The sequence below is a fragment of the Aeromicrobium panaciterrae genome, from assembly GCF_039537165.1.
Classification (GTDB): domain Bacteria; phylum Actinomycetota; class Actinomycetes; order Propionibacteriales; family Nocardioidaceae; genus Aeromicrobium; species Aeromicrobium panaciterrae.
In genome coordinates, this window is sequence record NZ_BAAAZZ010000002.1 from 1,255,061 (window position 1) to 1,280,169 (window position 25,109).

The 25,109-nt window shown below is 68.0% G+C and carries 23 protein-coding genes; 12 read left to right on the forward strand and 11 right to left on the reverse strand.

What is annotated here, in order from left to right:
* From ABD683_RS06920 to ABD683_RS06950, 7 genes are read right to left on the reverse strand one after another with little or no spacing between them, the layout of a single operon-like run.
* Positions 1–1,164 (reverse strand): acyl-CoA dehydrogenase family protein, encoded by a 1,164-nt coding sequence (locus ABD683_RS06920; RefSeq protein WP_344768503.1) that lies wholly within the window; start codon positions 1,162–1,164, stop codon positions 1–3.
* Positions 1,161–3,098: an acetyl/propionyl/methylcrotonyl-CoA carboxylase subunit alpha gene (locus tag ABD683_RS06925; RefSeq protein WP_344768505.1), complete on the reverse strand. Its 1,938-nt coding sequence runs from the start codon at positions 3,096–3,098 to the stop codon at positions 1,161–1,163. Before ABD683_RS06925 ends, ABD683_RS06920 begins: the two co-directional genes overlap by 4 nt.
* Entirely contained in the window at positions 3,095–4,684 is a 1,590-nt protein-coding gene (locus ABD683_RS06930; protein ID WP_344768507.1) for an acyl-CoA carboxylase subunit beta, read from the reverse strand. Before ABD683_RS06930 ends, ABD683_RS06925 begins: the two co-directional genes overlap by 4 nt.
* Entirely contained in the window at positions 4,684–5,838 is a 1,155-nt protein-coding gene (locus ABD683_RS06935) for an acyl-CoA dehydrogenase family protein (RefSeq protein ID WP_344768509.1), read from the reverse strand. Before ABD683_RS06935 ends, ABD683_RS06930 begins: the two co-directional genes overlap by 1 nt.
* Complete coding sequence (locus tag ABD683_RS06940; RefSeq protein ID WP_344768510.1) at positions 5,835–7,613, reverse strand: acyclic terpene utilization AtuA family protein; 1,779 nt, start codon at positions 7,611–7,613, stop codon at positions 5,835–5,837. The genes ABD683_RS06935 and ABD683_RS06940 overlap by 4 nt, the downstream gene beginning before the upstream one ends.
* Positions 7,610–8,401: a TIGR03084 family metal-binding protein gene (locus ABD683_RS06945; RefSeq protein ID WP_344768511.1), complete on the reverse strand. Its 792-nt coding sequence runs from the start codon at positions 8,399–8,401 to the stop codon at positions 7,610–7,612. Before ABD683_RS06945 ends, ABD683_RS06940 begins: the two co-directional genes overlap by 4 nt.
* A complete protein-coding gene (locus ABD683_RS06950; RefSeq protein WP_344768513.1) occupies positions 8,398–9,006 on the reverse strand; it encodes a TetR/AcrR family transcriptional regulator in 609 nt (202 codons plus the stop codon). Before ABD683_RS06950 ends, ABD683_RS06945 begins: the two co-directional genes overlap by 4 nt.
* Positions 9,007–9,116: 110 nt before the next feature.
* On the opposite strand from ABD683_RS06950, the gene ABD683_RS06955 reads away from it, so the two are divergent.
* The 4 genes from ABD683_RS06955 (at position 9,117) to ABD683_RS06970 (ending at position 13,423) form a co-directional block, all read left to right on the forward strand.
* Positions 9,117–10,625 carry a DUF3352 domain-containing protein gene (locus tag ABD683_RS06955; protein WP_344768515.1) on the forward strand — a complete coding sequence of 503 codons (1,509 nt, stop codon included), beginning with the start codon at positions 9,117–9,119 and terminating at the stop codon, positions 10,623–10,625.
* A gap of 271 nt (positions 10,626–10,896) precedes the next feature.
* Positions 10,897–11,793, forward strand: coding sequence for a hypothetical protein (locus ABD683_RS06960; RefSeq protein ID WP_344768517.1), 897 nt, complete (start codon positions 10,897–10,899; stop codon positions 11,791–11,793).
* Complete coding sequence (locus ABD683_RS06965) at positions 11,790–12,464, forward strand: class F sortase (RefSeq protein ID WP_344768518.1); 675 nt, start codon at positions 11,790–11,792, stop codon at positions 12,462–12,464. The genes ABD683_RS06960 and ABD683_RS06965 overlap by 4 nt, the downstream gene beginning before the upstream one ends.
* Positions 12,465–12,550: 86 nt before the next feature.
* A complete protein-coding gene (locus tag ABD683_RS06970) occupies positions 12,551–13,423 on the forward strand; it encodes a hypothetical protein (RefSeq protein ID WP_344768519.1) in 873 nt (290 codons plus the stop codon).
* Positions 13,424–13,429: 6 nt separating this feature from the next.
* On the opposite strand, the gene ABD683_RS06975 is transcribed toward ABD683_RS06970, so the two are convergent.
* A complete protein-coding gene (locus tag ABD683_RS06975) occupies positions 13,430–14,164 on the reverse strand; it encodes an alpha/beta hydrolase (protein WP_344771576.1) in 735 nt (244 codons plus the stop codon).
* Positions 14,165–14,649: 485 nt separating this feature from the next.
* Here ABD683_RS06975 and ABD683_RS06980 point away from each other — a divergent pair, with 485 nt between their 5' ends.
* Positions 14,650–15,417 carry a sulfite exporter TauE/SafE family protein gene (locus ABD683_RS06980; protein WP_344768520.1) on the forward strand — a complete coding sequence of 256 codons (768 nt, stop codon included), beginning with the start codon at positions 14,650–14,652 and terminating at the stop codon, positions 15,415–15,417.
* A 3-nt stretch (positions 15,418–15,420) separates the two neighbouring features.
* Here the strand turns inward: ABD683_RS06980 and ABD683_RS06985 are convergent, their stop codons facing one another.
* Complete coding sequence (locus ABD683_RS06985) at positions 15,421–16,083, reverse strand: SIMPL domain-containing protein (protein WP_344768522.1); 663 nt, start codon at positions 16,081–16,083, stop codon at positions 15,421–15,423.
* 126 nt (positions 16,084–16,209) lie between these two features.
* On the opposite strand from ABD683_RS06985, the gene ABD683_RS06990 reads away from it, so the two are divergent.
* Positions 16,210–17,697: a flavin-containing monooxygenase gene (locus tag ABD683_RS06990; protein WP_344768524.1), complete on the forward strand. Its 1,488-nt coding sequence runs from the start codon at positions 16,210–16,212 to the stop codon at positions 17,695–17,697.
* Between the two features lie 71 nt (positions 17,698–17,768).
* On the opposite strand, the gene ABD683_RS06995 is transcribed toward ABD683_RS06990, so the two are convergent.
* Positions 17,769–18,236 carry a winged helix-turn-helix transcriptional regulator gene (locus tag ABD683_RS06995; RefSeq protein ID WP_344768525.1) on the reverse strand — a complete coding sequence of 156 codons (468 nt, stop codon included), beginning with the start codon at positions 18,234–18,236 and terminating at the stop codon, positions 17,769–17,771.
* A gap of 86 nt (positions 18,237–18,322) precedes the next feature.
* Here ABD683_RS06995 and ABD683_RS07000 point away from each other — a divergent pair, with 86 nt between their 5' ends.
* The 5 genes from ABD683_RS07000 (at position 18,323) to ABD683_RS07020 (ending at position 22,979) form a co-directional block, all read left to right on the forward strand.
* The gene (locus tag ABD683_RS07000) at positions 18,323–18,820 is read left to right on the forward strand and encodes a PaaI family thioesterase (RefSeq protein WP_344768527.1); all 498 of its coding nucleotides are present in this window, start codon (positions 18,323–18,325) and stop codon (positions 18,818–18,820) included.
* A 53-nt stretch (positions 18,821–18,873) separates the two neighbouring features.
* Positions 18,874–20,193 carry an ATP-dependent 6-phosphofructokinase gene (locus ABD683_RS07005; protein WP_344768529.1) on the forward strand — a complete coding sequence of 440 codons (1,320 nt, stop codon included), beginning with the start codon at positions 18,874–18,876 and terminating at the stop codon, positions 20,191–20,193.
* Between the two features lie 164 nt (positions 20,194–20,357).
* Positions 20,358–21,647 (forward strand): bifunctional o-acetylhomoserine/o-acetylserine sulfhydrylase, encoded by a 1,290-nt coding sequence (locus tag ABD683_RS07010; RefSeq protein WP_344768531.1) that lies wholly within the window; start codon positions 20,358–20,360, stop codon positions 21,645–21,647.
* On the forward strand, positions 21,644–22,753 hold the full coding sequence (gene metX, locus ABD683_RS07015) for a homoserine O-acetyltransferase MetX (protein ID WP_344768533.1): 1,110 nt from the start codon (positions 21,644–21,646) through the stop codon (positions 22,751–22,753). The genes ABD683_RS07010 and metX overlap by 4 nt, the downstream gene beginning before the upstream one ends.
* Before the next feature lie 40 nt (positions 22,754–22,793).
* Positions 22,794–22,979 carry a hypothetical protein gene (locus ABD683_RS07020; RefSeq protein WP_344768535.1) on the forward strand — a complete coding sequence of 62 codons (186 nt, stop codon included), beginning with the start codon at positions 22,794–22,796 and terminating at the stop codon, positions 22,977–22,979.
* On the opposite strand, the gene ABD683_RS07025 is transcribed toward ABD683_RS07020, so the two are convergent.
* Positions 22,918–23,886 (reverse strand): hypothetical protein, encoded by a 969-nt coding sequence (locus ABD683_RS07025; RefSeq protein WP_344768537.1) that lies wholly within the window; start codon positions 23,884–23,886, stop codon positions 22,918–22,920. The genes ABD683_RS07020 and ABD683_RS07025 overlap by 62 nt on opposite strands.
* Before the next feature lie 34 nt (positions 23,887–23,920).
* Here ABD683_RS07025 and ABD683_RS07030 point away from each other — a divergent pair, with 34 nt between their 5' ends.
* Positions 23,921–25,093, forward strand: a complete 1,173-nt coding sequence (locus ABD683_RS07030; protein WP_344768539.1) for a DUF4185 domain-containing protein — start codon at positions 23,921–23,923, stop codon at positions 25,091–25,093.
* Positions 25,094–25,109: the final 16 nt, after the last annotated feature.

Here is a 25,109-nt window from a genome sequence, read left to right on the forward strand (position 1 = left end):
CTAGTAGGACTTCGGCAGGCCGAGGGAGAACTGGGCGATGAAGTTGAGCACCATCTCCCTGCTCACCGGCGCGATGCGCGACAGGCGAGAGCCCGCCAGCATCTGCACCAGACCGTACTCGTTGGCCAGGCCGTTGCCGCCGTGCGTCTGGATCGCCCGGTCGACGGCGTTGCAGACAGCCTCACCCGCCGCGTACTTCGCCATGTTGGCGGCCTCGCCGGCCGCCATGAAGTCGCCGGCGACGTACAAGGCAGCCGCCTTCTGGGTCATCAGGCGAGCCATCTCGATCTCGATGTAGGACTCGGCGAGCGGGTGCGCGATCGCCTGGTGCGAGCCGATCGGCGCCTTCCAGACCTGGCGCTCCTTGGCGTACTCCGTGGCCTTGGCGAGCGCCAGTCGCGCGGTGCCGGTCGCGAACGAGGCACCCATGATGCGTTCAGGGTTGAGGCCGGCGAAGAGCTGGTCGATGCCGGCGTCCTCGCTGCCGATCAAGGTGTCGGCCGGCAGCAGCACGTCGTCGAAGAACAGCGTGAACTGCTTCTCCGGTGACGTCAGTCCCATGTCGATCTCCTGGTACGTGAAGCCCTTCGAGTCGACCGGTACGAGGAACAGCGCGGGCTTGAGGTTGCCGGTCTTGGCATCCTCAGTACGCGCGACGACCAGCACGTGGCTGGCCTCGTCGACTCCGGAGATGTACGTCTTGGTGCCCGTGAGGCGCCATCCACCGTCATCGGTCCGGTAGGCCGTCGTGATGATCTTGTGCGAGTTGGATCCCGCGTCCGGCTCGGTGATCGAGAAGGCGAACGTCGAGCTGCCGTCGGCGAGTCCCGGGAGCCAGCGCTCCTTCTGCTCCTGTGTGCCGTACTGCGCGATGATCGTGCCGACGATCGCCGGGGAGACCACCATCAGGAGCAGCGGGCTGCCAGCCGCAGCGAGCTCCTCACATACGGCGGCGAGGTCGCCGATGTCTCCGCCACCGCCACCGAACTCCTCCGGCACGGCGACGCCGAGGTAGCCGAGCTTGCCGGCCTCCTCCCACAGCTCCGTGGTCTTGCGGCCGTGCTTGGCGGCCTGCTCGAAGTAGTCGCGGCCGTACTTCTTGCCGAGGTCGGACACGGCCTTGCGCAGCGCCAGGCGCTCCTCGGACTCGGTGAAGCTGCTCATTCGATTTCTCCTTCGATGATTGCCAGTACGGCGCCGGACTCGACTTGTGCGCCGGCCCTGGCCGACAGCTCGGTGACGACGCCGTCGTACGGCGCCGTGATGGTGTGCTGCATCTTCATGGCCTCGAGGACGACGACGATGTCGCCCTTGGTGACGTGTTGACCTTCGGTCACCGCGACACTCATGACCGCGGCCGGCATCGGCGCGAGCAGCGAGCCCTCAGCGATGACATCCGCCGGATCGACGAAGCGTGGCACAGGTACGAACGAGCGCGAGCCGTCCGGACCGCACACGTCGATGACATCCTCGTCGTCGTACTCGGTCACCGTGTAGGACCGCCGCAGGCCATCGACCTCGAGAATCACCTGTGCGGGCCAAGCCTGCACGACCGTGTATCCGTCGACGACGAACGACCCGCGAACGGTGAGGTACCTGACCTCGATCGGCTCGTCTGTGCCCGACGCGTAGCGCCGTACCTGCTCTTGGGAGACGATGTTGCGGAAACCCGTCGGGATGCGCGAAAGCACCGGCAGCTCATACGCCGCACGTGAGGCCTGCCCCACGGCCGCGGCTACGGCATAAACATGGTCGGCCGAGGGGTCGACCGCGGTCCAGCGTTCCAACCGTTCGCCCAGCAGCGCCGTGTGGACACGCTCAGCTCGGAACTCCTCGTCGTCGAGGATCGCGCGGAGCAGCTCGATGTTGGTCCGTGGGCCGTGGACGTGCGCCCCCCGCAAGGCGGCGGCGAGCTTGCGGATCGCGGTGGCTCGATCAGCGCCATGCGCGACAACCTTGGCGATCATGGCGTCGTAATGGATGCTGATCGTCGACCATGCCTCCACCCCGGAGTCGACGCGTACGTCACCCTCGATCTCGAACACCCTGACCGTTCCCGTCTGCGGTGCCCAGTCGGCCGACGGATCCTCCGCGTAGAGGCGCACCTCGATGGCGTGCCCGTTCGGCCCCGCAGGCTCGTCGCCGAGACGCTTGCCTTCCGCGACGAGGATCTGCTGCTCGACGAGATCGACACCGAACACCTCTTCGCTGACCGGATGCTCGACCTGGAGCCGGGTGTTCATCTCGAGGAAGTACGCCTTGCCAGTTGCCAGGTGCGCGTCGGCGACGAGGAACTCGACCGTGCCTGCGCCGACGTAGCCAACGGCCTCGACGGCAGCGCGAGATGCGTCGTGCAGGACCTTGCGGACCTCGTCACTGACCGACGGCGCCGGTGCTTCTTCAACGACCTTCTGGTGGCGCCGCTGGATCGAGCAGTCACGATCGCCGACGATCCAGCACGTGCCGTGGGTGTCGGCCATGACCTGCACCTCGATGTGGCGCGCGGTCGGCAGATAGGGCTCGACGAACACCGTCGCGTCGCCGAATGCCGACAGCGCCTCGGCGCCGGCGGCAACGAGCTCACCCTCGAGATCCTTGGGGTCGGTGACGATGCGCATACCGCGCCCGCCACCACCGGCCGACGCCTTGACGAGCAACGGGAAGTCCGACTTCTTGGCGTTGGACGCGTCGACGCTGAGGATCGGCACGCCCGCCTTGTCCATCAGCTCCTTGGCGCGGATCTTGTCGCCCATCGAGTCGATCGTGTCGGGCGCCGGGCCGATCCAGGTCAGGCCGGCCTTGGCGACGGCCCGGGCGAACTCGGCATTCTCCGAGAGGAATCCGTAACCGGGGTGGATCGCATCGGCGCCAGCCTTGAGCGCAGCAGCGATGACCAGGTCACCACGGAGGTATGTGTCGGACGGGGCGTTACCGGGCAGACGCACGGACACGTCGGCCTCACCGACAAACGGTGCTTCGCTGTCGGCGTCGGAGAAGACGGCGACCGTACGGATGCCGAGGTCACGGCACGTACGGAACACCCGTCGCGCGATCTCACCGCGGTTGGCGACAAGAACTGACGAGATCTGTGCGCTCATACGCGGAACACTCCGTAGCCTTCGGCGCCCTTGGTGGGCACGGTGTTGATCGCGCTGAGGCAGATGCCGAGGATCGAGCGGGTGTCGCGCGGGTCGATCACCCCGTCGTCATAGAGCATCCCGGACGTGAAGTACGCCAGCGACTGCTCCTCGATCTGCTGCTCGATGAAGGCGCGCATCTGCTTGTCGGCCTCCTCGTCGTACGGCTGGCCCTTCGACTCAGCGGCACCGCGGGCGACGATCGAGATGACGCCGGCGAGCTGGGTCGCACCCATCACGGCAGACTTCGCGTTGACCCAGCTGAACATGAAGCGTGGGTCGTACGCGCGGCCACTCATGCCGTAGTGACCCGCACCGTACGACGCACCGATCACCACCGAGATGTGCGGGACCGTGGAGTTGGAGACCGCGTTGATCATCTGCGCACCGTGCTTGATGATCCCCCCCTGCTCGTACTCCTTGCCGACCATGTAGCCCGTCGTGTTGTGCAGGAACAGCAGCGGAGTGTCGGTCTGGTTGGCGAGCTGGATGAACTGCGTCGCCTTCTGCGCCTCCTGGCTGAACAGCACGCCCTGGGCGTTGGCGAGGATGCCGATCGGGTAGCCGTGCAGCTGCGCGAAGCCGGTGACCAGCGACGAGCCGTAGAGCGGCTTGAACTCGTCGAACTCGCTGCCGTCGACGATGCGGGCGATGACCTCCCGAGGGTCGAACGGGATCTTGAGGTCGGTCGGCACGATGCCCAGCAGCTCTTCGGGGTCGAGGACCGGCTCGGCGTACGTCGGCTCGGGCACGAAGCCCTTCTTGCTCCAGTTGATGTGCTTGATGATCGAGCGCCCGATCCGGATCGCATCGCGCTCGTCGACCGCGAGGTAGTCGGCGAGTCCAGACTGCCGGGCGTGCATCTCGGCGCCGCCCAGCTCCTCGTCGGTGGACTCCTCACCGGTCGCCATCTTGACCAGCGGCGGTCCGGCGAGGAACACCTTGGCGCCTTCCTTGACCATCACGACGTAGTCGCTCATGCCCGGGATGTACGCACCGCCCGCCGTCGAGTTGCCGAACACCAGCGCGACGGTCGGACGCCGGGCCGCGCTGGCGCGGGTGATGTCGCGGAACGAGCGACCACCCGGGATGAAGATGTCCTTCTGCGTCGGCAGGTCGGCACCACCGGACTCGACGAGGTTGATGCTCGGCAGCCCGCACTCCTGTGCGATCTGCGCCGCACGGTGACCCTTGCGCAGCGTGCTCGGGTTGGAGGCGCCACCCTTCACCGTCGGGTCGTTGGCGATGATCATGCACTCGACGCCTTCGACGACGCCGATGCCGGTGACGATCGAGGCGCCGACGGCGAAGTCGGTGCCCCAGGCTGCGAGGGTCGACAGCTCGAGGAACGGCGAGTCGGGATCGAGCAACAGCTCGATGCGCTCGCGCGCGGTCAGCTTGCCGCGGTCGCGATGCCGCTGGATGTGGCGCTCACCGCCGGCCTCCAGCGCCTTGCCGTGCTGCACCTCGAGGTCGGCGATGCGCTCCAGCATTGACTCGCGATTGCCCACGTATGTCTCGGTCGTGGTGTCGACTGTCGTTTTCATCAGTACCCCAGGAGTTTCGCGGCCAGGTCGTTCAGGACTTCGGTGGCGCCGCCGCCGATGCCGAGGATGCGGGCATCGCGGTAGTGCCGGTCGATCTCGGACTCGCGCATGTAGCCCATGCCGCCGAAGATCTGCACGGCTTCGGAGACGACCCACTCGCACGCCTCGACGGCCTGGTTCTTGGCCATCACCGCATCGAGAATGATCGCGGGATCGGTGTTGTCACCGTCGACCGCGCGTTCGACGGCCTGCCGGGTCAGCGCCCGAGCGGCCGACGTACGGCGGTGCATCTCGACGAGCTTGTGACGGATGACCTGCCGGCTGATGAGCGGCTTGCCGAACGTCGCGCGCTCTCGGGCGTAGGCCACCGCGAGGTCGAGCGCACGCTGCGCCGTTGCATATCCCTGCACGGCGAGGCCGAGGCGTTCGCTGACGAACTGCTGCATCACCAGCACGAAGCCGCCGTCGACCTCGCCGACGACCTGGCTCGCGGGCACACGTACGTCGTCGAAGCTCAGCTCGGCGGTGTCGGAGCAGTGCCAGCCCATCTTGCGCAGGGGCCGAGCCACCGTGAAGCCCGACAGTCCCTTGTCGATGACGAGCAGGCTGATGCCGGCATAACCTTCGCCGCCCGTACGCACCGCCGTCGTGACGAAGTCGGCCCGAACGCCGGAGGTGATGAACGTCTTGGCGCCGTTGACCACGAAGTCGTCGCCGTCGCGTACAGCCTTCGTACGAATGTTGGCGACGTCGGAGCCGCCGCCGGGCTCGGTGATGCCGAGCGATCCGATCATCTCGCCAGCCAGAGTGGGTCGTACGTAGCGGTCAATCAGATCGGCATTGCCCGACGCCACGATGTGCGGGAGTGCGATGCCGTGGGTGAACAGCGCCGCGATGAGCCCTGACGAGCCGCCGGCCTGGATGAGTGACTCGGTGACGGTCGACCCGTCGATCAGGTCGCCGCCCTGACCGCCGACCTCGGACGGGAAGGCAACGCCGAGCAGCCCAGCCGATGCGGCCTTGGCGTGCACGTCGCGGGGCACCTCTCCGGCGTCCTCCCACACAGGGAGGTGCGGTACGAGCTCCTTCTCGGTGAAGGACGTGACCATCTCCCGCAGCGCCGTACGCTCCCGCGTCTCCCAGAGCGTGCTCACAGCACACCAGCCACGAGTACGTCGGGGACAAGCCTGGACGGGATCGCGCAGTCGCGGGCTCGCAGCCACTCGCCGAGTCCCTTGGCCTGCGGATCGAGTCGGGTCGACGACGCGACACCTTCGCCGAGCAACCCGTGGATCACGATGTTGACGGCACGCAGGTTGGGCAACGGGTGGATCTCGAGATTGAGACTCGCCGCCTCGGGAAGCAGCTCGCGTACGGTCGGCTCGTCGAGGAACCCGACCAGCCATTCGTACGCGGCGTCCGCGTCGGGATGATCGGCGGGAATCCACACGCCGACATTGGCGTCTCCGCCCTTGTCACCGGACCGCGCATACGCAAGGCGCCCGAGCGGCACTCGTACGACCTCTGCCGCCCACTCACCGAGTGGTGCAGACTCGTCCGCGAGTGGTGCAAGTTCGGGAATTTGAGACGGCGTGTCTCCCGGATCTGCACCACTCGCGGGGCGGTTTGCACCACTCGGCGGGGCGATCTCGGTACGGTTGCCGTCGCCGTCGACGACGACGTGCGGCACGGTGTCCTGCGGTACGTACGCCGCGCGGTAGACGCCGAACGGCGTACCGGCCGCCGGCGGGCGGGTGACGCTGAAGCCCGGGTAGGACGCCAGCGCCAGCTGGATCGCCGCATCGCTGAAGGCTCGCCCCACAGGCTCGGCCTGGGCGCTCTTGACGCTGCATCGCAGCAGCGAGGTGGCAGCGGCCTCGGTCGACGGGTCGGGCACATCCGTACGGTCGAGGTGCCACTCGATCTCGTCCGGCGGAGATCCGGCGAGGGCGTGCTCCATCTGCGTGCGGATCAGCGCGGCCTTCTCGGGGATGTCGAGCCCGGTCAGCAGGAACTCCACGCTGTTGCGGAACCCGCCGACCGTGTTGAGGCAGACCTTCGTCGTCTCCGGCGGCGCTTCCCCGGTGACGCCCGTGATCGCGACGCGGTCGGGACCCTGCTGCGTGAGGGTCATCGAGTCGAGCCGGGCGCTGACGTCGGGTCCGAGGTACGCGGGACCGCCGACTTCATAGACCAGCTGCGCCGTGACCGTGTCGACCGTGACCGCGCCGCCGGCGCCCGCGTGCTTGGTGATGACGACCGAGCCATCGGCGGAGATCTCGGCGATCGGGAAGCCGGGCGGACGGGTCATGTCGAGCGTGCCGAAGCCGGAGAAGTTGCCGCCCGTTGCCTGCGTGCCGCACTCGATGACGTGCCCGGCAACCACCGCGCCCGCGAGCTGGTCGAAGTCGTCGCGGCTCCAGCCGAACTCCGCGATCGCGGGACCCACGACGACGGACGCGTCCGTGACGCGGCCCGTGACGACCACGTCGGCCCCTCCCTCCAGGGCCGACGCGATGCCAAAGGCGCCGAGGTAGGCGTTCGCCGTCATGACGCTGCCGAATTTCAGCTCCTCTGCCCGGCCAACCAGGTCATCGCCCTCGACGTGCGCGATCGTGGTCGAGAGCCCCTGCTCGGCAGCGATGGTGCGCAGCGACTCGGCCAGTCCCGCGGGGTTGAGGCCACCCGCGTTGGCGACGATCCTGACACCGCGCTCCTTGGCGAGCGCCATGCAGTCAGTCATCTGCTTGACGAAGGTCTTGGCGTAACCCAGCGTCGAGTCCTTCAGCCGGTCGCGACCGAGGATCAGCATCGTGAGCTCGGCGAGGTAGTCACCCGTGAGATAGTCGAGGTCGCCGCCCTCGAGCATCTCGCGCATCGCCGACAGGCGATCGCCGTAGTAGCCGGAGCAGTTGCCGACGCGAATCATCGGTCCGCCAGACGCTTGGGATCGTTGCCCGGCAGGCCCGCGAACGCCTGCGCGATCGTCAGCCAGTGCTGGGCGTTCTCGCCAATTGCCTGTACGTCGACGTCCTCGTGGTGCCGCCGACGCGTCACCAGCAGCGCGAAGTCATACCCGTCACCCGTCACCCGTTCGGCAGCGTCCTCAGGACCCCACGTCCACAGGTCACCGTCGGGACCGGTCAGCTCGACACGTACGTCGCCTTCGGGGATCGGCTCGCCACGCATCATGTGGGCGAAGCCGCGCGCCCGTACGCCGATGTGCGCGACGTGCTTGGCCCGCGCCGTCCTGGGCACCTCGATGCCGAGCGCCTCGGCGACGTCATGCGAGTGCGCCCACGTCTCCATCAGGCGCGCCGTGGCCATCGAGACGGGGCTCATCGGCGGTCCGAACCACGGGATCTTCTCGCCGTCGGGCACCGAGCGCAGTGCGGCGTGAAGCCGGGTACGTCCCTCGCGCCAGGCCGCGAGCAGCTCCGTCGGCGGAGTCAGCGCCAATTCCTCGGCTGCCTCGTCGACGTATCCGGTGGGGTTCTTGGCCGCTTCTTCCAGGCCTGCGGCGAACGCGGCCTCGTCGGTGATCGCCATCAGCGATGCCAGGTCGGTCCAGTGCAGGTGCGCGATCTGGTGCGTCACGGTCCAGCCCTCGGGCGTGGTGATGGTGCGCCATCCGGCGTCGTCGAGCGGCGCGACCCAGCCGTCGAGCTGGGCGCTCTCGGCGTCGAGATCGCCGAGTACTTGATCGAGGAGAGTCATGTCAGCTCCAGCTGTTGGTCGAGGATGCGCGCCCACGAGTCGAGGACGACGGAGCGCCGCTTCGCGTCGTCGGACAGGGACGCCGCGAGGCCGAGGCCACGCAGCAGGTCGAGGGTGGCCTGGACGAGCTGACGGTTGTCACCGCGCGACTCGTCGACGCCGAGGAGTTCGAGCGCGTACGCATGGGTCTCGCGGCCGACTCGGCGCTCCAGCGGCGCCACCGACTCACGCAGCTCGGCGTCCGTACGGGCCGCGACCCAGAGCTCGAGTGCGGCGAAGAACACCGGCGAGACGAACTGCGCCGACAAGATCTCCAGCACGGCGCGCGTACGCCCCTCGTCGGGCAGGTCTTCGGCGGCCTGGCGCATGTCATCGCGGCGACGTTCGGTCAGGTGACCAACGGCAGCGACGACGAGGTCCTGCTTGGTCGGGAAGTGGTGCAGCTGAGCGCCACGGCTGACGCCGGCGCGTCGACTCACGACGGTCGTGGTCGTGCCCGACCAGCCGAGCTCGACCAGGCAGTCGACGGTCGCCTCCATCAGGCGCAGACGCATCGCGCGGGTGCGCTCCCCCTGCGGGGTGCGCGGCTGGGCCTGGGTGGTCATCGACCCAGCATGATCGCAATCCTACAAACAGTCAAGCCTGATTGTTTATGCGCCTGACCTGTGGGGTGGTCCTTCGATACGCTCGGCGTCTCCCCAGCCAAGGACGTCTCATGACTGAACAGCTACCCGTCGTCGACGAGCCCAGGAAGGGCCTCACCAAGCCCCTGATCATCGTGGGTGCGGCCGCCGCCCTCGTCATCACCTTGGCGGGTGCCGGAGCGTACGCGTGGACCAAGCTGTCGGGCGGGGGATCGCAGCCGCACGACGTACTTCCCTCGTCGGTCATCGCGTACGCACGCGTCGACGCCGACCCGTCGACGGGGCAGAAGATCGCGATCCTCAAGCTGGTCCGCAAGTTCCCCGAGCTGGCCAAGGAGCTCGGCATCAAGGACGTCGGCCAGGACGTACGCAAGCCGCTCCTCGAGGACCTCGTCGCCGAGTGCGACCTCGACTACGACAAGGACGTCGAGCCGTGGCTCGGCAACCGGATCGGCGTCGCCTACGACGCCAAGCTCGAGACGCCGATCGCCGCGGTCCAGGTCAGCGACGAGGACAAGGCGCGTACCGGCATCAACAAGCTCGCCGACTGCGGCGGTCCGGACGCCAGGACCGGCATCGCGTTCCTCGACGGGTACGCGCTGGTGACGCCGCGGAAGGCCGACGCCGCAAAGGTCGTCACGGCCGCGACCGCGACCTCTCTGGCCGACAACGCGGCGTACGCGAAGGACATCGACCAGCTCGGCGAACAGGGCGTCTTCTCGGCCTGGGTCGACCTCAAGCAGGTCGGCGACATCAAAGAGCTGCAGACGTTGGGGGCCGAGATGGCCGAGATGGAGGGCGCGTTCAAGGGAGTTGGCACGGCCGCTGTGACCCTGCGTGCCGGTTCGTCCTCCATCGAGCTCGCCGGCATCGCCCACGTCGACAAGGCGCCGCAGGTCTCGAAGGCGACCAGCCTCGAACACCTCCCTGAAGACACGGTGCTCGCGCTCTCGGCGTCGGGACTCGGCGACGAAGCGGCTGCGCAGTTCGAGTCGGGCTTCATGGACGGCATGACGGCCGATGGCTTCGACCCTGACGAGGAGCTGGCCACGCTGGAAGAGGAGCTCGGCCTTCGCTTTCCCGAGGACCTCGTGACGCTGCTTGGCGACGGCCTGGTGTTCGCCGTCGGACGCAACAACCTCGAGAGGGTCCCGACCATGGGCGGGCCCGAGCAGCTCTCGAGCCTCGACATCGGTCTCAAGCTGACAACCGATCCGACCAAGGGCGCCGACCTGGCGAAGCGCCTGGTCGCCCTGGCGAACGAGCAAGGTGTCCCGCTCGCCACGACCCAGACCGACGACGGCGTCGTGATCGCCACCAACCAGGAAGCGGCCGACTCCCTCGAGGGTGACGGCACGCTCGGCGACACCGACAACTTCACGGAAGCCATTGCGCACCCCGGCTCGTACCCGGCGTTCTACGTCAACCTCGACGCGATCCTCGACGCGCTCCTCGGCTCCGACCCGCCCCCGGACGTCGAGGACATGCTCAACGAGCTCGAGCCGCTCTCCAGCCTCGGAATCTCCAGCACCCACAACGACGGCCTCTACAAGGCGACGATGCGCCTCACCCTGGACTGACGTCGTGCAGTGCGAACAGCACAACCACACTCATCACGAAGAAGGCGATGAACCACTTGTGCGCGCGCACGCCGTCGATGAATGACACAGCCGGCTCCCCGGTAGGCGCGACCCTCCGTCGCGTTCACAGATCGTTTCACAGGCCGAGGTTCACCAGCGACTGACCGGGCGGCGTCGACCGGACATGACGATCTTGCCCCGCGATGACCCCTTCCGGCGATACAGTTCGGCTCAACGGTTCTGGAACGAGAGCCACGACCAAGGGATCCCGATGCTCACGACCGTTCGTCACGCCTTTTCAGTGCTCGCAGCGCTGGCGGTGCTCTGTGCACTGACCCTCGTGGGAGCTGCACCCGCCCAGGCGGCGGTTGGTGTCCAGCTCGACACGACCGACACGACCATCACCCTGGGTGAGAGCTTCGACCTGTCGTGGACCAGCACCGAGGCCGTCACCCTGACCGCCTCCGGCTCATGGTCGGGCGACAAGGCCACCCCCAGCGGCAGCCAGACCATCACGCCGGGCGCCACCGGTGACTTCACCTATCAGCTCCTCGCCACAGACGAGAACGGCCGCGAAGCCACCGACACGGTCGACGTCACGGTCGAGCCCGCGGCACCGGCTCCCATCAGCCCCGCGCCTGTGACGTTCGACGGGTGCGAGGTCACCGTTCCGAGCACGCCCAACGTGACCTACTTCGTCGACTACGGCGACGGGGACGTCGAGGAGCTCGAAGCCGACACCTACCCGGCTGGATACTTCGACATCGGCGGCGACCCCGTGTTGTTCTACGCCGAGGCGAACGACGGCTTCCAGCTCGACGACGAGGCCGTCACCGACTGGGAGTACACCGCTCCCGAGGACTGCCTCGGCGAGTCCGAGCTCGTCACCGCCACGGCCGGTTGTCACGAAGTGACCTTCACCAGCCTGGTCGATGTCACGATCGGCGTCGCATACGGCGACGGAGACCTGCCCGCGCCGGACGGCGAGTTCGACCTTGCGGCCGGCGACGTGCACACGATCCACACTGACCGCGACGTTCTCTACTTCGAGGCGTACTCGGGAGAGTTCGACTTCCAGTCCGGCGAGCTCGACGTGACGGCCGACTGCGCTGTCGACCCTGCCGACGGCAGCGACCACCCGACCGTGGCCCCGGCCGCAGGTAAGTGACCCACGTAGCACCTTCCGACAATCCACCTTCGCGCAGGCGGAGGTGGATTGTCGCGTCGGCGGCTGTCGCCGTCCTCGCGCTTGCCGGTGGCACCGCGTTCCTGCTGAACGACGACCCGCAACCAGCCGCACCGCACGCGAAGCCGACACCCAAGCCTTCGAGCGAGCCCACGAAGGCGCTCCAAGCCAAGCCCATCGGGCCGCCTGACCGTCTCGCCATCCCGTCACTCCACGTCGATGCACCCGTTCTTCCCGTCGGCACCACCTCCAAGGGAGCTCAGGAGGTGCCGGGAAGCCTCGACGCCACCGGCTGGTGGCGCGACGGCAGCAAGCCGGGACAGCCGGGCAACGCCGTGATCGTGGGCCACACCGCATCGAAGGGTGACGGTGTCTTCGACGACCTGGGCGACCTCGAGAAGGGCGACACGATCACGGTGTCGGCCGGCAAGAAGTCACTGACGTACGTCGTCACCAGGGAGCAGGAGCTCGAGGTCAGCAAGTTCGCCACGGTCGCCGACGAGATCTACCGCCGCACGGGGGCCAGCGGCATCGTCCTCATGACGTGCGGCGACTGGAACGGCACCAGGTTCGAGACCACCGTGATCATCAGCGCCAAGCTCGCCACCGAGGCAACAGCCGGGCGGGCGAAAGGCTCATGGGCGACCCCGTGAGCCGATACTGTTCAGCGCAACGGCCCTCCCACGAGAGCCACGATCAAGGGATCCCGATGCGCACGTCCGTTCGTCACGCCTTGTCCATGCTGGCAGCTCTGGCGATGCTGTGCGGTTTCACCTTGGTGGGCGCAGCACCCGCCCAGGCGGCCATCACGGTCGACCTGAACGTCAGCGCAACGACCATCACTGAGGGTGACACCATCACGCTCTCGTGGACCAGCACAGAGGCCTCCCAGCTGTGGGCCTACCTCGACTGGGACGGCTACAAGGGGACTTCTTCCGGCTCACAGGACCTCACCGTGTATGGCGCCGGAACCAAGTCGTACATGCTGGCCGCTCGGGACGCCAACGGCCAGCAGGTGGCCCAGGACACCGTCACGGTCACCGTTCTCCCTGCCCCCATCACTCCCGCGCCGGTGACCTTCGCCGGATGCGTCGTCACCGTCCCGGCTACGCCGAACGTGACCTACTTCGTCGACCGCGGCGACGACGACATCCAAGAGCTCGATGCCGACACCTACCCGGCCAGCTACTTCTTCGCCGGCGGCGACCCCGTCACGTTCTTCGCCGAAGTCGCCGACGGTTTCACCTTCGACGACAAGGCCGTCACCGAGTGGGACTTCACCCCCTCTGAGGAGTGCCTTGGCGAGACCTTCCTGCTCTCTGTCACCGCCACCTGCGGCAAGGTCACCTTCACCAACATCACGGATCCGGGTCTGAGCCTGATCGTCAGCGTGATGTACGGATCCTTCAACGAGAGCCAGCCGGACGGGGAGTTCGACCTCCAGCCCGGCGCGGCCCGCACGATCACGACCGACCGCGACCACATCGACTACGTTGCCCGCGCGGGTGAGGGCGGCCAGGACGGCGAGCAGGAGAGCGGCATAGACGTTCCCACCTGTGACCCCGCCGACGGCAGCGACCACCCGACCGTCGCACCGGCCGCCGGTCGCTAGGACTGACTACGCCGCGTCGTCGGGGACGAGCTCGCCGACGATGACCTCGTCGTAGGCATCCGGGTCGGTCACCTGCTCGCCATCGAGCTCACCGACGGCGCGACGGGCGAAGTCGGCGGCGAGCTGCAGTGCCATCTCGCTCTCGGGCAGCGCCTTCGCGAGCACCGGGAACGCATGCACCTGCTTGCGCCACAGGTGCGTCTCGACCTCGACGCCGCGCTCGGCGAGCAGCAGTGCCATCGCCTCGACCTCGGGACGGAGCATCTCGTCCTCGACGGCGACCAGGAAGGTCGGCGAGGAGATGTAGGCCGACGCGTGCAGCGGTGAGGCGTACCCCTCGATCGCCGAGCCCTCCGGCAGCCAGCGTTCGCGGATCTGGGCGACGCGACGAACCGGGAGGTATGCATCCCGCTGGCGGATGATGCGCTGCACCGCCTTGTCCTCGCGGTCAGGGTCGATGCTGAGCAGCGGCGAGAAGCACAGCAGTGCCGCCGGCGGCTGGATCCTGCGGCGGGTGGCGAGCTCGGCGACCTTCATCGTGAGGTAGCCGCCGGCCGAGTCGCCCGCGACCACGATCTTGTCGGGGTGCGTGGTCTGCTCGAGCAGCGCCTCGTACGCCGTGATCACGTCGCGGACCGAGTCGGCGATGGCACCCTCGGGCAGCTGCACGTAGTCGACCGAGACGACCGTGGCCCCGGTCTTGCGAGCCAGGCGTTCGCAGATGCGGCGATGCGTCTCGATGCTGCCGGAAGAACCCGCCGCCGTGCAGGTAGAGGATCGTCATGTCCGAGGTGGTGCCGTAGCGATGCACCATCGACTCCACCGGCACGCCGCCGAGCTCGTACCGGACCGACTCGACGTACGGCGAGTGCGGGCGTCGCGCGGACAGCTTGTCGACGGCGCGGATCGTCGCGAGCGACCGGTCGTTGAGCGGCGTGAACCTGAGCAGCGGCTTGAACACCAGGCGCGCGGCACGCTGGAGCACCCGGGCGCGGAAGCTGTAGGACTCGTGGACGACGGCCTTGTCATAGACGACGCGCATCGGGCCACGGCCCGGCAGGAGCACGCGCACAGCGCTGCCGGATCGTCGCCACAGTCGATCGCGCATACCGGACCACATACCTTCAGCATACCTTCGGTATGTGCCCCCGACAACTCGGACGACGGCATTTGCGCAGGTCAGGGGGCATTCAGCTGCGCCGGAGGAGGAGCGATACCCTCGTGATGTGCTGGAAGCCGCGGTGATCTTCGTTGCCGGCATCTATGCGGGCATGATCAACACGATCGTCGGCTCCGGCACCCTGATCACGTTCCCGACCCTGCTGCTGTTCGGCTATCCGGCCCTGACGGCCAACGTCTCCAACAACATCGGCCTGGTGGCCGGCGGAGTCTCAGGCACCTACGGCTACCGCCACGAGGCGCGCGAGCTCAAGACCACCCTCGTACGGCTTGCGCCGGCGTCGATCCTCGGCGCCGTCACCGGATCGGTCCTGCTGTTGACGCTGCCCGACAGCTCGTTCGACGCGATCGTCCCTGCGCTCATCGCCCTGGCGCTCGTGATGGTCGTCATCGGCCCGGCGATCCAGCGCCGCGTGGCCCAGCGGAAGCTCGACCGCGGGGCCGACCTCGACCGCGTCTCGCCGGCCCTGTTCGCCGGCATCTTCGGTCTCGGCGTCTATGGCGGCTACTTCGGGGCAGCCCAGGGCATCCTGCTCATGGGCCTGCTGGGGATCCTGCTCAGCGCGGGCATCCAGGCGCTCAACGGCCTGAAGAACGTGCTCGGCACACTCGTCAACGCCGTGGCAGCGGTGGCGTTCATGGTGTTCGCGTGGGACCGCATCGACTGGAAGATCGTCGCGCTGATCGGCGGCGGCAGCCTGGTCGGCGGCGTGCTGGGCGCACGCATCGGGCGGCGTCTCCCACCCCTGGTGCTCCGCGCGATCATCCTGACCATCGGCACGCTGGCCCTGGTCAAGATCATCTGGTTCGACTGAGAGCTACTCCGCGGAGAAGCGGGCGTCCACCTCGATGTGGATGACGATCTGCTCCGGGGCGAGGGCCAGCGACGGTCCGCCGCCCATGTCGGCCGACGCCATTGCCATCTTGGCCATCGGCGGCCCGAACTCTGGCGGGTTGTTGCTGCCGAGCATTCCGGGATCGGACAGCTGCAGCGCGACCACCTTGCCGCGGCGTACGGAGTTGGCGTACACCTGCGCCTTGGCGATGGCGTCCTCGACGGCGGCCTTGCGGACCTCCGACTCGTACGATCGGCGGTTCTTGACCGTGACGTCCCAGGCGATGTAGCCGACCTCGATGCCGTCCTTGCCGGACCAGAAGTCGAGGAAGCCGCTCAGCCGCTCGAAGTCGGTGAACTCCGCGACGACCTGCACCCGGGCGGAGTGGACGACGTCGAGGCGCTTGCCCTCGTGATCCCAGGGACGGTGGCTGAACACGCGGACCTGGTCGCTCGACCACGTCGTCACGGCATCGAGGTCGACGAGCTCACGCAGCTGCTTGGTCAGCGGGTCCTGCAGTGCCACGGCGTCGGCGAATACCTGTGCCTTGTCGGATCCTTCGATCGATGCGGCCATCGAGACGGTGGCCCGTTCGGCGGGATGGGTGGCCTCCGCGGAGCCGCGAACCGTGATCTCGAGCGTCATGAGGTCATGATGCCCCACGGATCACCGTGCCCACAGGCAATGGGCCATGCGACACCGGGGTTGTCACGCGGCCGATCTACTGTTTTACTTGAGTTCAAATACTCTCGGTATGTCAACGGAGGAATCATGGCGACCACCAAGGTCCACGACGCGGCGATCATCGGCGCCGGCTTCGGCGGCATGGGCGCCGCGATCCAGCTCGGCCGGCTCGGCTTCACCGACCTCGTGATCCTCGAGCGCGAGGACGACCTCGGCGGCACGTGGCACGTCAACCGCTACCCCGGCCTCGCGGTCGACATCCCGTCGTCGACCTATTCGTACTCCTTCGAGCCCAACCCCAACTGGTCGCGCATGTACGCACCCGGTGCCGAGCTGAAGGCGTACGCGTCACACGTCGCCGACACGTACGACCTCCGCAGGCACATGCGCTTCAACTGCGTCGTCGAGGGCGCCGTCTGGGATGCCGACCACCAGCACTGGACCGTCAACGTCGCCGGCGGTGAGCGCCTCCACGCGAGATATCTGCTGACCGCGACCGGCTTCCTGTCCCAGCCCAAGATGCCCGACATCCCCGGCATCGAGACGTTCGAGGGCAAGGTCATCCACACCACGAAGTGGGACGACTCCTACGACTTGGCGGGCAAGAAGGCGGCCGTCATCGGCACGGGTGCCACCGCCGTACAGCTCATCCCCGAGATCGCGCCGGCCCTCGCCGAGCTGACCGTCTACCAGCGCACCGCGATCTGGGTGACCCCGAAGTCGGACGCCAGGATCCCCCCGCGCATCCGCAGCATGTATGCCCGGGTGCCCTTCACCCAACGCGTCGCGCGAGCCCTCGGCTCCGGCGTGCTCGAGGTGCTGATGGTCACCGCCGTGCTGAAGTATCGACGCTTCAAGATGTTCAACAAGCTCGCCGAACGGGTTGCCAAGCGCCACATGAAGCGCCAGATCAGCGACCCCGTGCTGCGCGCGAAGCTGACGCCAGACTACGACTTCGGCTGCAAGCGCCCGACGTTCTCCAACGACTACTTCACGGCGTTCACGCGCGACAACGTCCACCTCGAGACCTCGCCGATCGAGCGGATCGATGCCGACGGCATCGTCACGACCGATGGCAACAAGACCGAGATCGACACCCTCGTGCTGGCCACCGGCTTCAACCTCTGGGACGTCAACTTCCCGGCGATCGAGATCATCGGACGCGAGGGTCGCAACCTCGGCAAGTGGTGGCGTGACAACCGCTTCCAGGCGTACGAGGGGGTTGCCGTGCCGCACTTCCCCAACTTCCTGACGCTGGCCAGCCCCTACTCCTACAGCGGCCTGTCGTACTTCACGACGATCGAGTCGCAGATGAAGCACATGGAGCGGCTCTTCGGCGAGGTCGGCAGGCGCAAGGCGACGACGTTCGAGGTGACGCCGGAGGCCAACGCGGACTTCCTCGACCGGATGACCCACAACCTCGAGGACTCCGTGTTCGCGCTCGGCAGCTGCTCGACGGCTCGGAGCTACTACTTCAACCAGCACGGTGAGGCCGCGATCCTGCGCCCGACGTCGACGATCAACGCCTTCCGCGAAGCCGGACGCTTCCCCCTGGACGCCTACACCTACGCCTGACCGCCGCGATTTGTGACGTTATGCGCGTCAAAGCGGGCCCGTAACGCCTAGTTGGTCACAAATCGCGGCGGTCAGGCAAGCAGGCGCGCTCCGGGCAGCGGTACGAGCTCGGCCCTCGTCGTCGGGTCGATCTGGTGGCCGTGCTCGCAGGTCAGGTGGGTGTGGATCGCACCGCCGCAGTCACGGTGCCGCAGCTCGACGGGCGGGCCGTCGACGCCGGCGCGGTGCTTGTCACCGAAGTCCATCAACGCCACGAGGACCGTACGCAGGTCGCGGCCGGCAGCCGTGAGCACGTACTCCTGGCGAGCGCGCTCACCCTCCGGCTGATAGGTACGGCGCTCGACCAGGCCCTCGTCGACCAGGAGGGTCAGGCGCTTGGTCAGCACGTCACGGGCGATCCCGAGGTGCGCCTGCAACGCATCGAAGCGACGTACGCCGTTGAACAGGTTGCGGACGACCAGGACGGTCCACCGGTCTCCGAGCACCTCTGCCGTGCGGGCGATCGAGCAGGTCGACGAGTCGTAGTCGGACCAGGCCATACGTCCTCCTGAGATCTGGATCACCCTGAGTTTGGATGACCAACTCAGATGCTACGCTCTTCTCCATCGCACCGGAAGGGCACGCCATGACCGAGCTCGAGCAGAAGACCAAGACCATCAGCTGGGTCGACCCGCGACCCCAGGCCGAGCAGGCCATGACGATGAGCGGGCTCGACTACTTGCAGGCGATGATCGACGGCAAGCTCCCTCCGCCGCCGATCGCGAGCCACATCAACCTCGAGATCGCGAGCGTCAGCCCGGGCGAGGCCGTGATGGCCGCGACTCCGGACGAGTCGCACTACAACCCGATCGGCTCGGTGCACGGCGGGTTCTTCGCCACCCTGCTGGACTCGGTCTGCGGGTGTGCCGTGCAGACGACGCTCCCGGTCGGCACCGCCTACACCTCACTCGACCTGAACGTCAGCTTCCTTCGCGGGATCACCTCCGACACCGGCCGCGTGGTCGCCACGGGGCGCGTCACCAAGCCGGGCACGCGGGCGGCGTTCGTCGAGGCCGACATCCGTGACTCGCAGGGTCGACTGCTGGCGACCGCCACGTCGACGTGTCTGGTGTTCACGCCCTGAGACGGCAGGCCGATCCGGCGAAACATGAGGATTTCCTCAACTACTCTTGACCCGTGGTCTCCCTCGACGATCTCCAGGTCAGCTCGCTCGGTGCGTGCGCGTACGACTCACCCCTCGCGATGTATGTAGAGGGGCGCCAGACCAACGAGTACTACGTCGGTGAGGACGACCGCATCCTGTACGACGACACCCTCGCCCTGATCGCCTCCCGCGGCGTGACACTAGCCGAGCTGCCGACGTTCGAGTCGGGCGGACCCCGCGACAAGATCTTCTTCGACCCCGCCACGACCAAGGTCGGAGTCGTGACGTGCGGCGGCCTCTGCCCCGGACTCAATGACGTGATCCGCGCGATCGTCCTCGAGCTCCACACGCACTACGGGGTCCGCGACGTGGTCGGCTTCCAGCACGGCTACGCCGGGCTCGTGCCGGAGCTGGGCCACGACGTCATACCGCTGACACCCGAGTCGGTGGCACGCATCAACGAACGCGGCGGCACGGTGCTGGGCACCTCGCGCGGAGCACAGGATCCCGCCGTCATCGTCGACCGGCTGGTCGAGCTCGGCGTCGACATCCTCATGGTGATCGGCGGCGACGGGTCGATGCGCGGTGCGCACAACATCTCGGTCGAGATCGCCCGGCGCGGACTGAAGATCGGCATCGTCGGCGTGCCCAAGACGATCGACAACGACATCCCGCACATCGGCCAGAGCTTCGGCTTCTCGACGGCATTCGCCAAGGCCGCAGAGTCGATCAAGGCCGCCCGCGTCGAGGTCGAGGCCACCGTCGGCGGCGTCGGCATCGTCAAGGTCATGGGCCGGCACGCGGGCTTCATCGCGTGCTACGCCGCGCTGGCCAACCACGATGCCGACTTCGTGCTGATCCCCGAGGTCGGCTTCTCGCTCGACGGCGACAACGGGCTGCTCGCGCTCCTCGAGCGCCGGGTCACCGAGCGGGGGAGTGCCGTCATCGTGCTGGCCGAGGGTGCCGGCCAGGACCTCATCCCGGCGAGCGACCGTACGGACCCCAGCGGCAACGCCGTCCTCGGCGACATCGCGACCTATCTCCGCGAGCAGATCACCAAGCACTTCGCCAACGCCGACCTCCCGCTGACGATGCGTTACTTCAACCCCGGGTACGCGATCCGCTCGGTGCCCGCCGACGCCTCTGACTCCGTCTACTGCGCGCGCCTCGCCCAGACCGCGGTGCACGCCGCGATGGCGGGTCGTACGGATCTCGTCGTTGGGCGCCGCCGTCACCGCTTCGTCAACGTGCCGATCCCGTTCGTGACCCAGGGATCGCACAGCGTCTCGCCCGAGGGCGACCTCTGGCTCAGCGTGCTGGAGTCGACGGCTCAACCCTTCTCCATCGCCTGAGACCGCGACGGCGGCGCCGCGCTGCGAAGCGCTGAAGTGGCGCCGTACCGTACGCGCAGTTCGTGAACGCATCCGCACGATGTCGGATCGTGAGACGTCCTTGAACGCTCAACCTCCGGTGGCACTGTCGAGGGCACAGACCTTCACTTTCCCCAGGAGACACCATGAGCGACCAGTGGTCATTCGAGACCAAGCAGATCCACGCGGGGCAGGTGCCTGACCCGACAACCGGGGCGCGCGCGCTGCCGATCTACCAGACGACGTCGTTCCAGTTCCGCGACACCGACCACGCGGCGGCGTTGTTCTCGCTCGCCGAGCCGGGCAACATCTACACCCGCATCATCAACCCGACCCAGAGCGTCGTCGAAGAGCGCCTCGCCGCGCTCGAGGGCGGCGTCGGCGCGTTGCTCTTCGCCTCGGGCCAGGCCGCCACGACTGGCGCACTGACCAACGTGGCGGAGGCCGGCGACCACATCGTCGCCTCGTCCAGCCTGTACGGCGGCACCGACAGCCTGCTCCGCCACACCTTCCCCAAGCTGGGAATTGACGTCACATTCGTAGACGACCCCAACGACGCAGCCCAGTGGCGCGCCGCCACGAAGGACAACACGAAGGCGTTCTTCGGCGAGACGATCGGCAATCCCCAGGGTGACGTGCTCGACCTCGAGGCCATCTCGGCCGTCGCCAAGGAGGTCGGTGTCCCGTTCATCGTCGACAACACGATCGCGACCCCGTACCTCCTCAACCCCCTCAAGCACGGCGTCGACACCGTCGTGCACTCCGCCACGAAGTACATCGGCGGGCACGGTACGACGATCGCCGGCGTGGTGATCGACGGCGGCACCTTCGACTACGGCGCACACGGCGACAAGTTCCCCGGGTTCACCACGCCCGATGCGAGCTATCACGGGCTCGTGTTCGCCGAGGCGCTCGGACCGGCCGCGTACATCGCCAAGCTCCGCGTCCAGTACCTCCGCAACGTCGGCGCCGCGATCAGCCCGTTCAGCGCCTTCCTTCTCGCGCAGGGACTCGAGACCCTGAGCCTGCGCGTCGAGCGCCACATCGAGAACACCCACAAGGTGGCGCAGTGGCTCGAGGCCCGCGAGGACGTCAGCAAGGTGACCTGGGCCAGCCTCGACAGCAGCCCCTACAAGGCGCTCGCCGACAAGTACGTGCCGAAGGGTGCCGGTGCCGTGCTGACGTTCGAGCTGCCCGGGGGGCTCGAGTCCGGCAAGGCGTTCATCGACTCGCTCGAGTTGTTCAGCCACGTCGCCAACATCGGCGACGTACGCAGCCTGGCCATCCACCCGGCGAGCACGACCCACTCGCAGGGCAGCCCGGAGGAGCAGCTGGCCACCGGCGTGACACCCGGCCTCGTACGGCTCGCGATCGGCCTGGAAGGAATCGACGACATCCTGGCCGACCTCGACGCGGGGTTCCGCGCAGCGAAGTGAGCATCCAGGCCGCACTGGATCCCTCTCTCGTCACGGGTGCATGGCGAGAGGGGGATCCCCCGGGCCGACGCCGCTTCCTCGACCTCGGCCCGTTGCTGCTCGAGAGCGGGGCGACGCTGCCCGACGTGCGCCTCGCGTACGAGACGTGGGGAGCCTACGACGGTCACAACGCCGTGCTGGTCCTGCACGCACTGACTGGCGACAGCCACGTCTCCGGGCCGGCCGGCCCGGGCCACCCGACGCCAGGGTGGTGGAGCGATCTCGTCGGACCCGGCAAGGCGATCGACACCGATCGGTTCTACGTCGTCGCCGCCAACATCCTCGGCGGTTGCCAGGGCTCGACGGGGCCGGCGAGCACCGACCCCGACGGGTTCCCGTGGGGCGGCTCGTTCCCCGAGCTGACGGTGCGCGACCAGGTGCAGGCCGAGGTCGCGCTCGCCAACGAGCTCGGCATCCCGAGCTGGTACGGCGTCATCGGCGGATCCGCCGGTGGGATGCGCGCACTGGAGTGGGCGATCGAGTTCCCCGAGCGGGTCGAGCGACTCTTCCTCCTCGCCACCTCCGCCGCCGCGAGCGCCGAGCAGGTCGCACTGTCGTCGACGCAGATCGACACGATCCGCGCCGACGCCGCGTACTTCGACGGCAACTACTACGACGGCCCGTCCGGGCCCCTGGCCGGGCTCGACCTGGCGCGACGCCTCGCCCACATCAGCTATCGGAGCGAGGCCGAGCTGAGTGCGCGCTTCGGCCGCGAGGTGCAGCCGGATGGCCGGTATGCGGTCGAGTCCTATCTCCACCACCACGGCGCCAAGCTGGTCAACCGCTTCGACGCCAACTCCTACATCGTGCTGAGCGCGGCCATGAACAGCCACGACGTCGGCCGCGGCCGTGGCGGCGTACGCACGGCTCTGGCTGGCATCCGAGCAGAGACCATCGTCGCGGGCATCGACTCCGATCGCCTCTACCCGCTGCACCAGCAGCAGGAGCTGGCCGATGGCATCCCGACCGCCGGACCGCTCGCCGTGGTCACGTCCGATCACGGCCACGACGGTTTCCTGCTCGAGTCCGAACAGGTCGGCGCCCTCGCCCGCCGGCTCCTTGGATGATCCGCGGACGGCCCGGCAGATCACCCCGTAAAGTTGGGCCATGACCGAGTGGATCGTGATCATCGGCGGCATCGTCCTTGGTCTCGTGCTGGCCACCCACGCCGCCGGCGTCGGCTTCATCGCCAGTCGCGTGGTCCTCTCAGGCCGCAAGCAGCTCAAGCAGTTCAGCCCGAAGGCACCTCAGAAGTCCGTGAGCGCTCTCGACGGGCCACCACGAGCGTCATGATCGCCAGCAGCGACCAGGCACCGAGTGTCAGCAACGGCCGGGTCGCCGCTCCTCCGAAGTAGGCGCTGCCGCGTCCGGCCTCGATCGCCGCGCCGTGTGGCAGCCACGGCGTGATCGCCGACCACGGCTGCGGGAGCAGCAACGGGTGGGTGAGCCGTACGAGTGGCGCCGCCGCCAGCACGAAGACCGTGGTGGAGACCCCGATCCCGACCACGCCTAGCAGGCTCTCGAGCGCCAACGTCGTCGTCGAGATGGCCATGACCGTGAGGGCCGAGATGATCCACCACTGCGCCAATCCGCTGTCGTAGTAGGACGCCGCGGCTCCGGCGACGACCAGGCCGACCGTCAGCGACCCGGACGCCGTGATCACCAGGCGCAGGGCCCCACGGCGTACGGTCGGCGCCACCGGGCCACGCAGCCACGTGATCACGACCGGCCCCACAAATCCGAGCAGCACCGAGATCCCGACCAGCACGTAGACGCCACGGGCTCCCGAGTCGCCGTCCCTCACCGGGACCAGGTCACGCACGACGACGGTGCGTCCGAACGACTCCTCGAAGGTCCGGACCTGATGGAGCACCCTGCGGTTGAGCTCTGCGCCATTGGCCCCGGCGACGTAGACGACGTCTGACTCGACGCGCAGGTCGACGACCACGCTCGCCACGCTGTGGCCGCGCGTCACGCTGGCACGCGCCTCGGCGTCCGACGTCAGCGCGCGGGCCTCGAGGGGATGACCCGCGGCGTCGTTGGCCCGTTCAACGATGGTCGTGGCGACCACGGGCGGCGCGACGATCCGTACGGGTGCCGCGTGCGGATCGTCGTCGGGTCCGGCCAGGGCGAGCGACACGAGCACGACGAGCTGGAGCGCGCCGAGCAGGACCGCCGCGACCAGCCGCTTGTTGCCCATGCTGAGTGAGCGTAGCCATGTGGGACCGTGAACCATGACGTACCGGCGGCTCCCGTGGAGGCTGCGCGTTGCTCTCGTGACGCTGCCCGCGGCGGCCGCAGTGTTCACCGCCATTGCACTGGCACCGGGGTCGAGCGAGGAGGTCGCCGATCCGGCCCCGCTGGCCGCCGAGACGAGGTGCCTGCCGATCGACCCGGTCTCCTCGATCGACGACCTCAACCGCCTCGTCACGGGCGTCCGCGGTGGCTCGGAGTTCCAGGGAGCAGACGTCGGCGCCGACGTGACCCTGCAGGACGGCCGTCGCCTCTGGGTGTTCGGTGACACGCTCCGGTCGCCCGACTTCGACGGTCAGCGGTTCGTCCGCAACTCGATGCTGGTGTTCCGTGACCGCTGTGCCGACGTCGTGCTGCCCGCCGATCGCGGCGCGCTGATCCCCGACCGCGACGACGGCGTCGGCTACTGGCCGATGTCGATCGCCAAGGTCACCCGCACCGGCTACGACCTGGTCGGCGTCGCGGTCCAGCGGGTCAAGAGCGCCGACAGGCCCGACGGCGCCTTCGCGTTCGCCAACCTCGGACCCGCGATCGCGTTGTTCGTCGTGCCGCGCGGCCAGACCCCGCAGCTGCTGAGCGTCACCGACATCGGCAAAGATCAGCCCGGCACCAAGCGCCCGACCTGGGGAGCGGCGTCGACTGTCGCCGACGGATGGGTCTACCTGTACGGAACGGCGAACCCGGAGAAAGATCTCGTCTTCGGCTACTCGCTGAGGGTGGCGCGCGTACGTCCCGACGACATCGCCGACGCCAGCCGCTGGCGCTACTGGGACGGCCGCTCCTGGCAGAAGTCGGCGTCGCGCGCCAAGGTCCTGATCCCGGCCGAGGGCGGGGTGTCCCAGACGCTCAGTGTGTTCGAGCAGGGCGGGCGCTGGTACGCCGTCAGCAAGCGCGACGAGTTCCTCGGCACCGACCTGGTGATCTGGTCGGCTCCCTCACCGACCGGACCGTTCACCGCCGGGCCCGCCGTCGCGTCGATCCCGTCGGAGAAGTCGGGCACGCTGCGCTACATGCCGCTGGCACACCCCGACCTGCTTCCCGAGAAGGGCACGGTCGTGGTGTCGTACAGCCAGAACGACACCGACGCCGGCAAGATCCAGGACGATCCGTTCCTCTACCGCCCGCGCTTCCTCCGCGCCAAGCTGCCCCACTAGACCAAGCCGAATCTGG

Bases quoted from the DNA above. Each gene is read 5' to 3' on its own strand.
- ABD683_RS06920 (WP_344768503.1), bottom strand. From the start codon at position 1,164: ATGAGCAGCTTCACCGAGTCCGAGGAGCGCCTGGCGCTGCGCAAGGCC.
- ABD683_RS06925 (WP_344768505.1), bottom strand. From the start codon at position 3,098: ATGAGCGCACAGATCTCGTCAGTTCTTGTCGCCAACCGCGGTGAGATC.
- ABD683_RS06930 (WP_344768507.1), bottom strand. From the start codon at position 4,684: ATGAAAACGACAGTCGACACCACGACCGAGACATACGTGGGCAATCGC.
- ABD683_RS06940 (WP_344768510.1), bottom strand. From the start codon at position 7,613: ATGATTCGCGTCGGCAACTGCTCCGGCTACTACGGCGATCGCCTGTCG.
- ABD683_RS06945 (WP_344768511.1), bottom strand. From the start codon at position 8,401: ATGACTCTCCTCGATCAAGTACTCGGCGATCTCGACGCCGAGAGCGCC.
- ABD683_RS06950 (WP_344768513.1), bottom strand. From the start codon at position 9,006: ATGACCACCCAGGCCCAGCCGCGCACCCCGCAGGGGGAGCGCACCCGC.
- ABD683_RS06955 (WP_344768515.1), top strand. From the start codon at position 9,117: ATGACTGAACAGCTACCCGTCGTCGACGAGCCCAGGAAGGGCCTCACC.
- ABD683_RS06960 (WP_344768517.1), top strand. From the start codon at position 10,897: ATGCTCACGACCGTTCGTCACGCCTTTTCAGTGCTCGCAGCGCTGGCG.
- ABD683_RS06970 (WP_344768519.1), top strand. From the start codon at position 12,551: ATGCTGGCAGCTCTGGCGATGCTGTGCGGTTTCACCTTGGTGGGCGCA.
- ABD683_RS06985 (WP_344768522.1), bottom strand. From the start codon at position 16,083: ATGACGCTCGAGATCACGGTTCGCGGCTCCGCGGAGGCCACCCATCCC.
- ABD683_RS06990 (WP_344768524.1), top strand. From the start codon at position 16,210: ATGGCGACCACCAAGGTCCACGACGCGGCGATCATCGGCGCCGGCTTC.
- ABD683_RS06995 (WP_344768525.1), bottom strand. From the start codon at position 18,236: ATGGCCTGGTCCGACTACGACTCGTCGACCTGCTCGATCGCCCGCACG.
- ABD683_RS07000 (WP_344768527.1), top strand. From the start codon at position 18,323: ATGACCGAGCTCGAGCAGAAGACCAAGACCATCAGCTGGGTCGACCCG.
- ABD683_RS07010 (WP_344768531.1), top strand. From the start codon at position 20,358: ATGAGCGACCAGTGGTCATTCGAGACCAAGCAGATCCACGCGGGGCAG.
- ABD683_RS07020 (WP_344768535.1), top strand. From the start codon at position 22,794: ATGACCGAGTGGATCGTGATCATCGGCGGCATCGTCCTTGGTCTCGTG.
- ABD683_RS07025 (WP_344768537.1), bottom strand. From the start codon at position 23,886: ATGGGCAACAAGCGGCTGGTCGCGGCGGTCCTGCTCGGCGCGCTCCAG.
- ABD683_RS07030 (WP_344768539.1), top strand. From the start codon at position 23,921: ATGACGTACCGGCGGCTCCCGTGGAGGCTGCGCGTTGCTCTCGTGACG.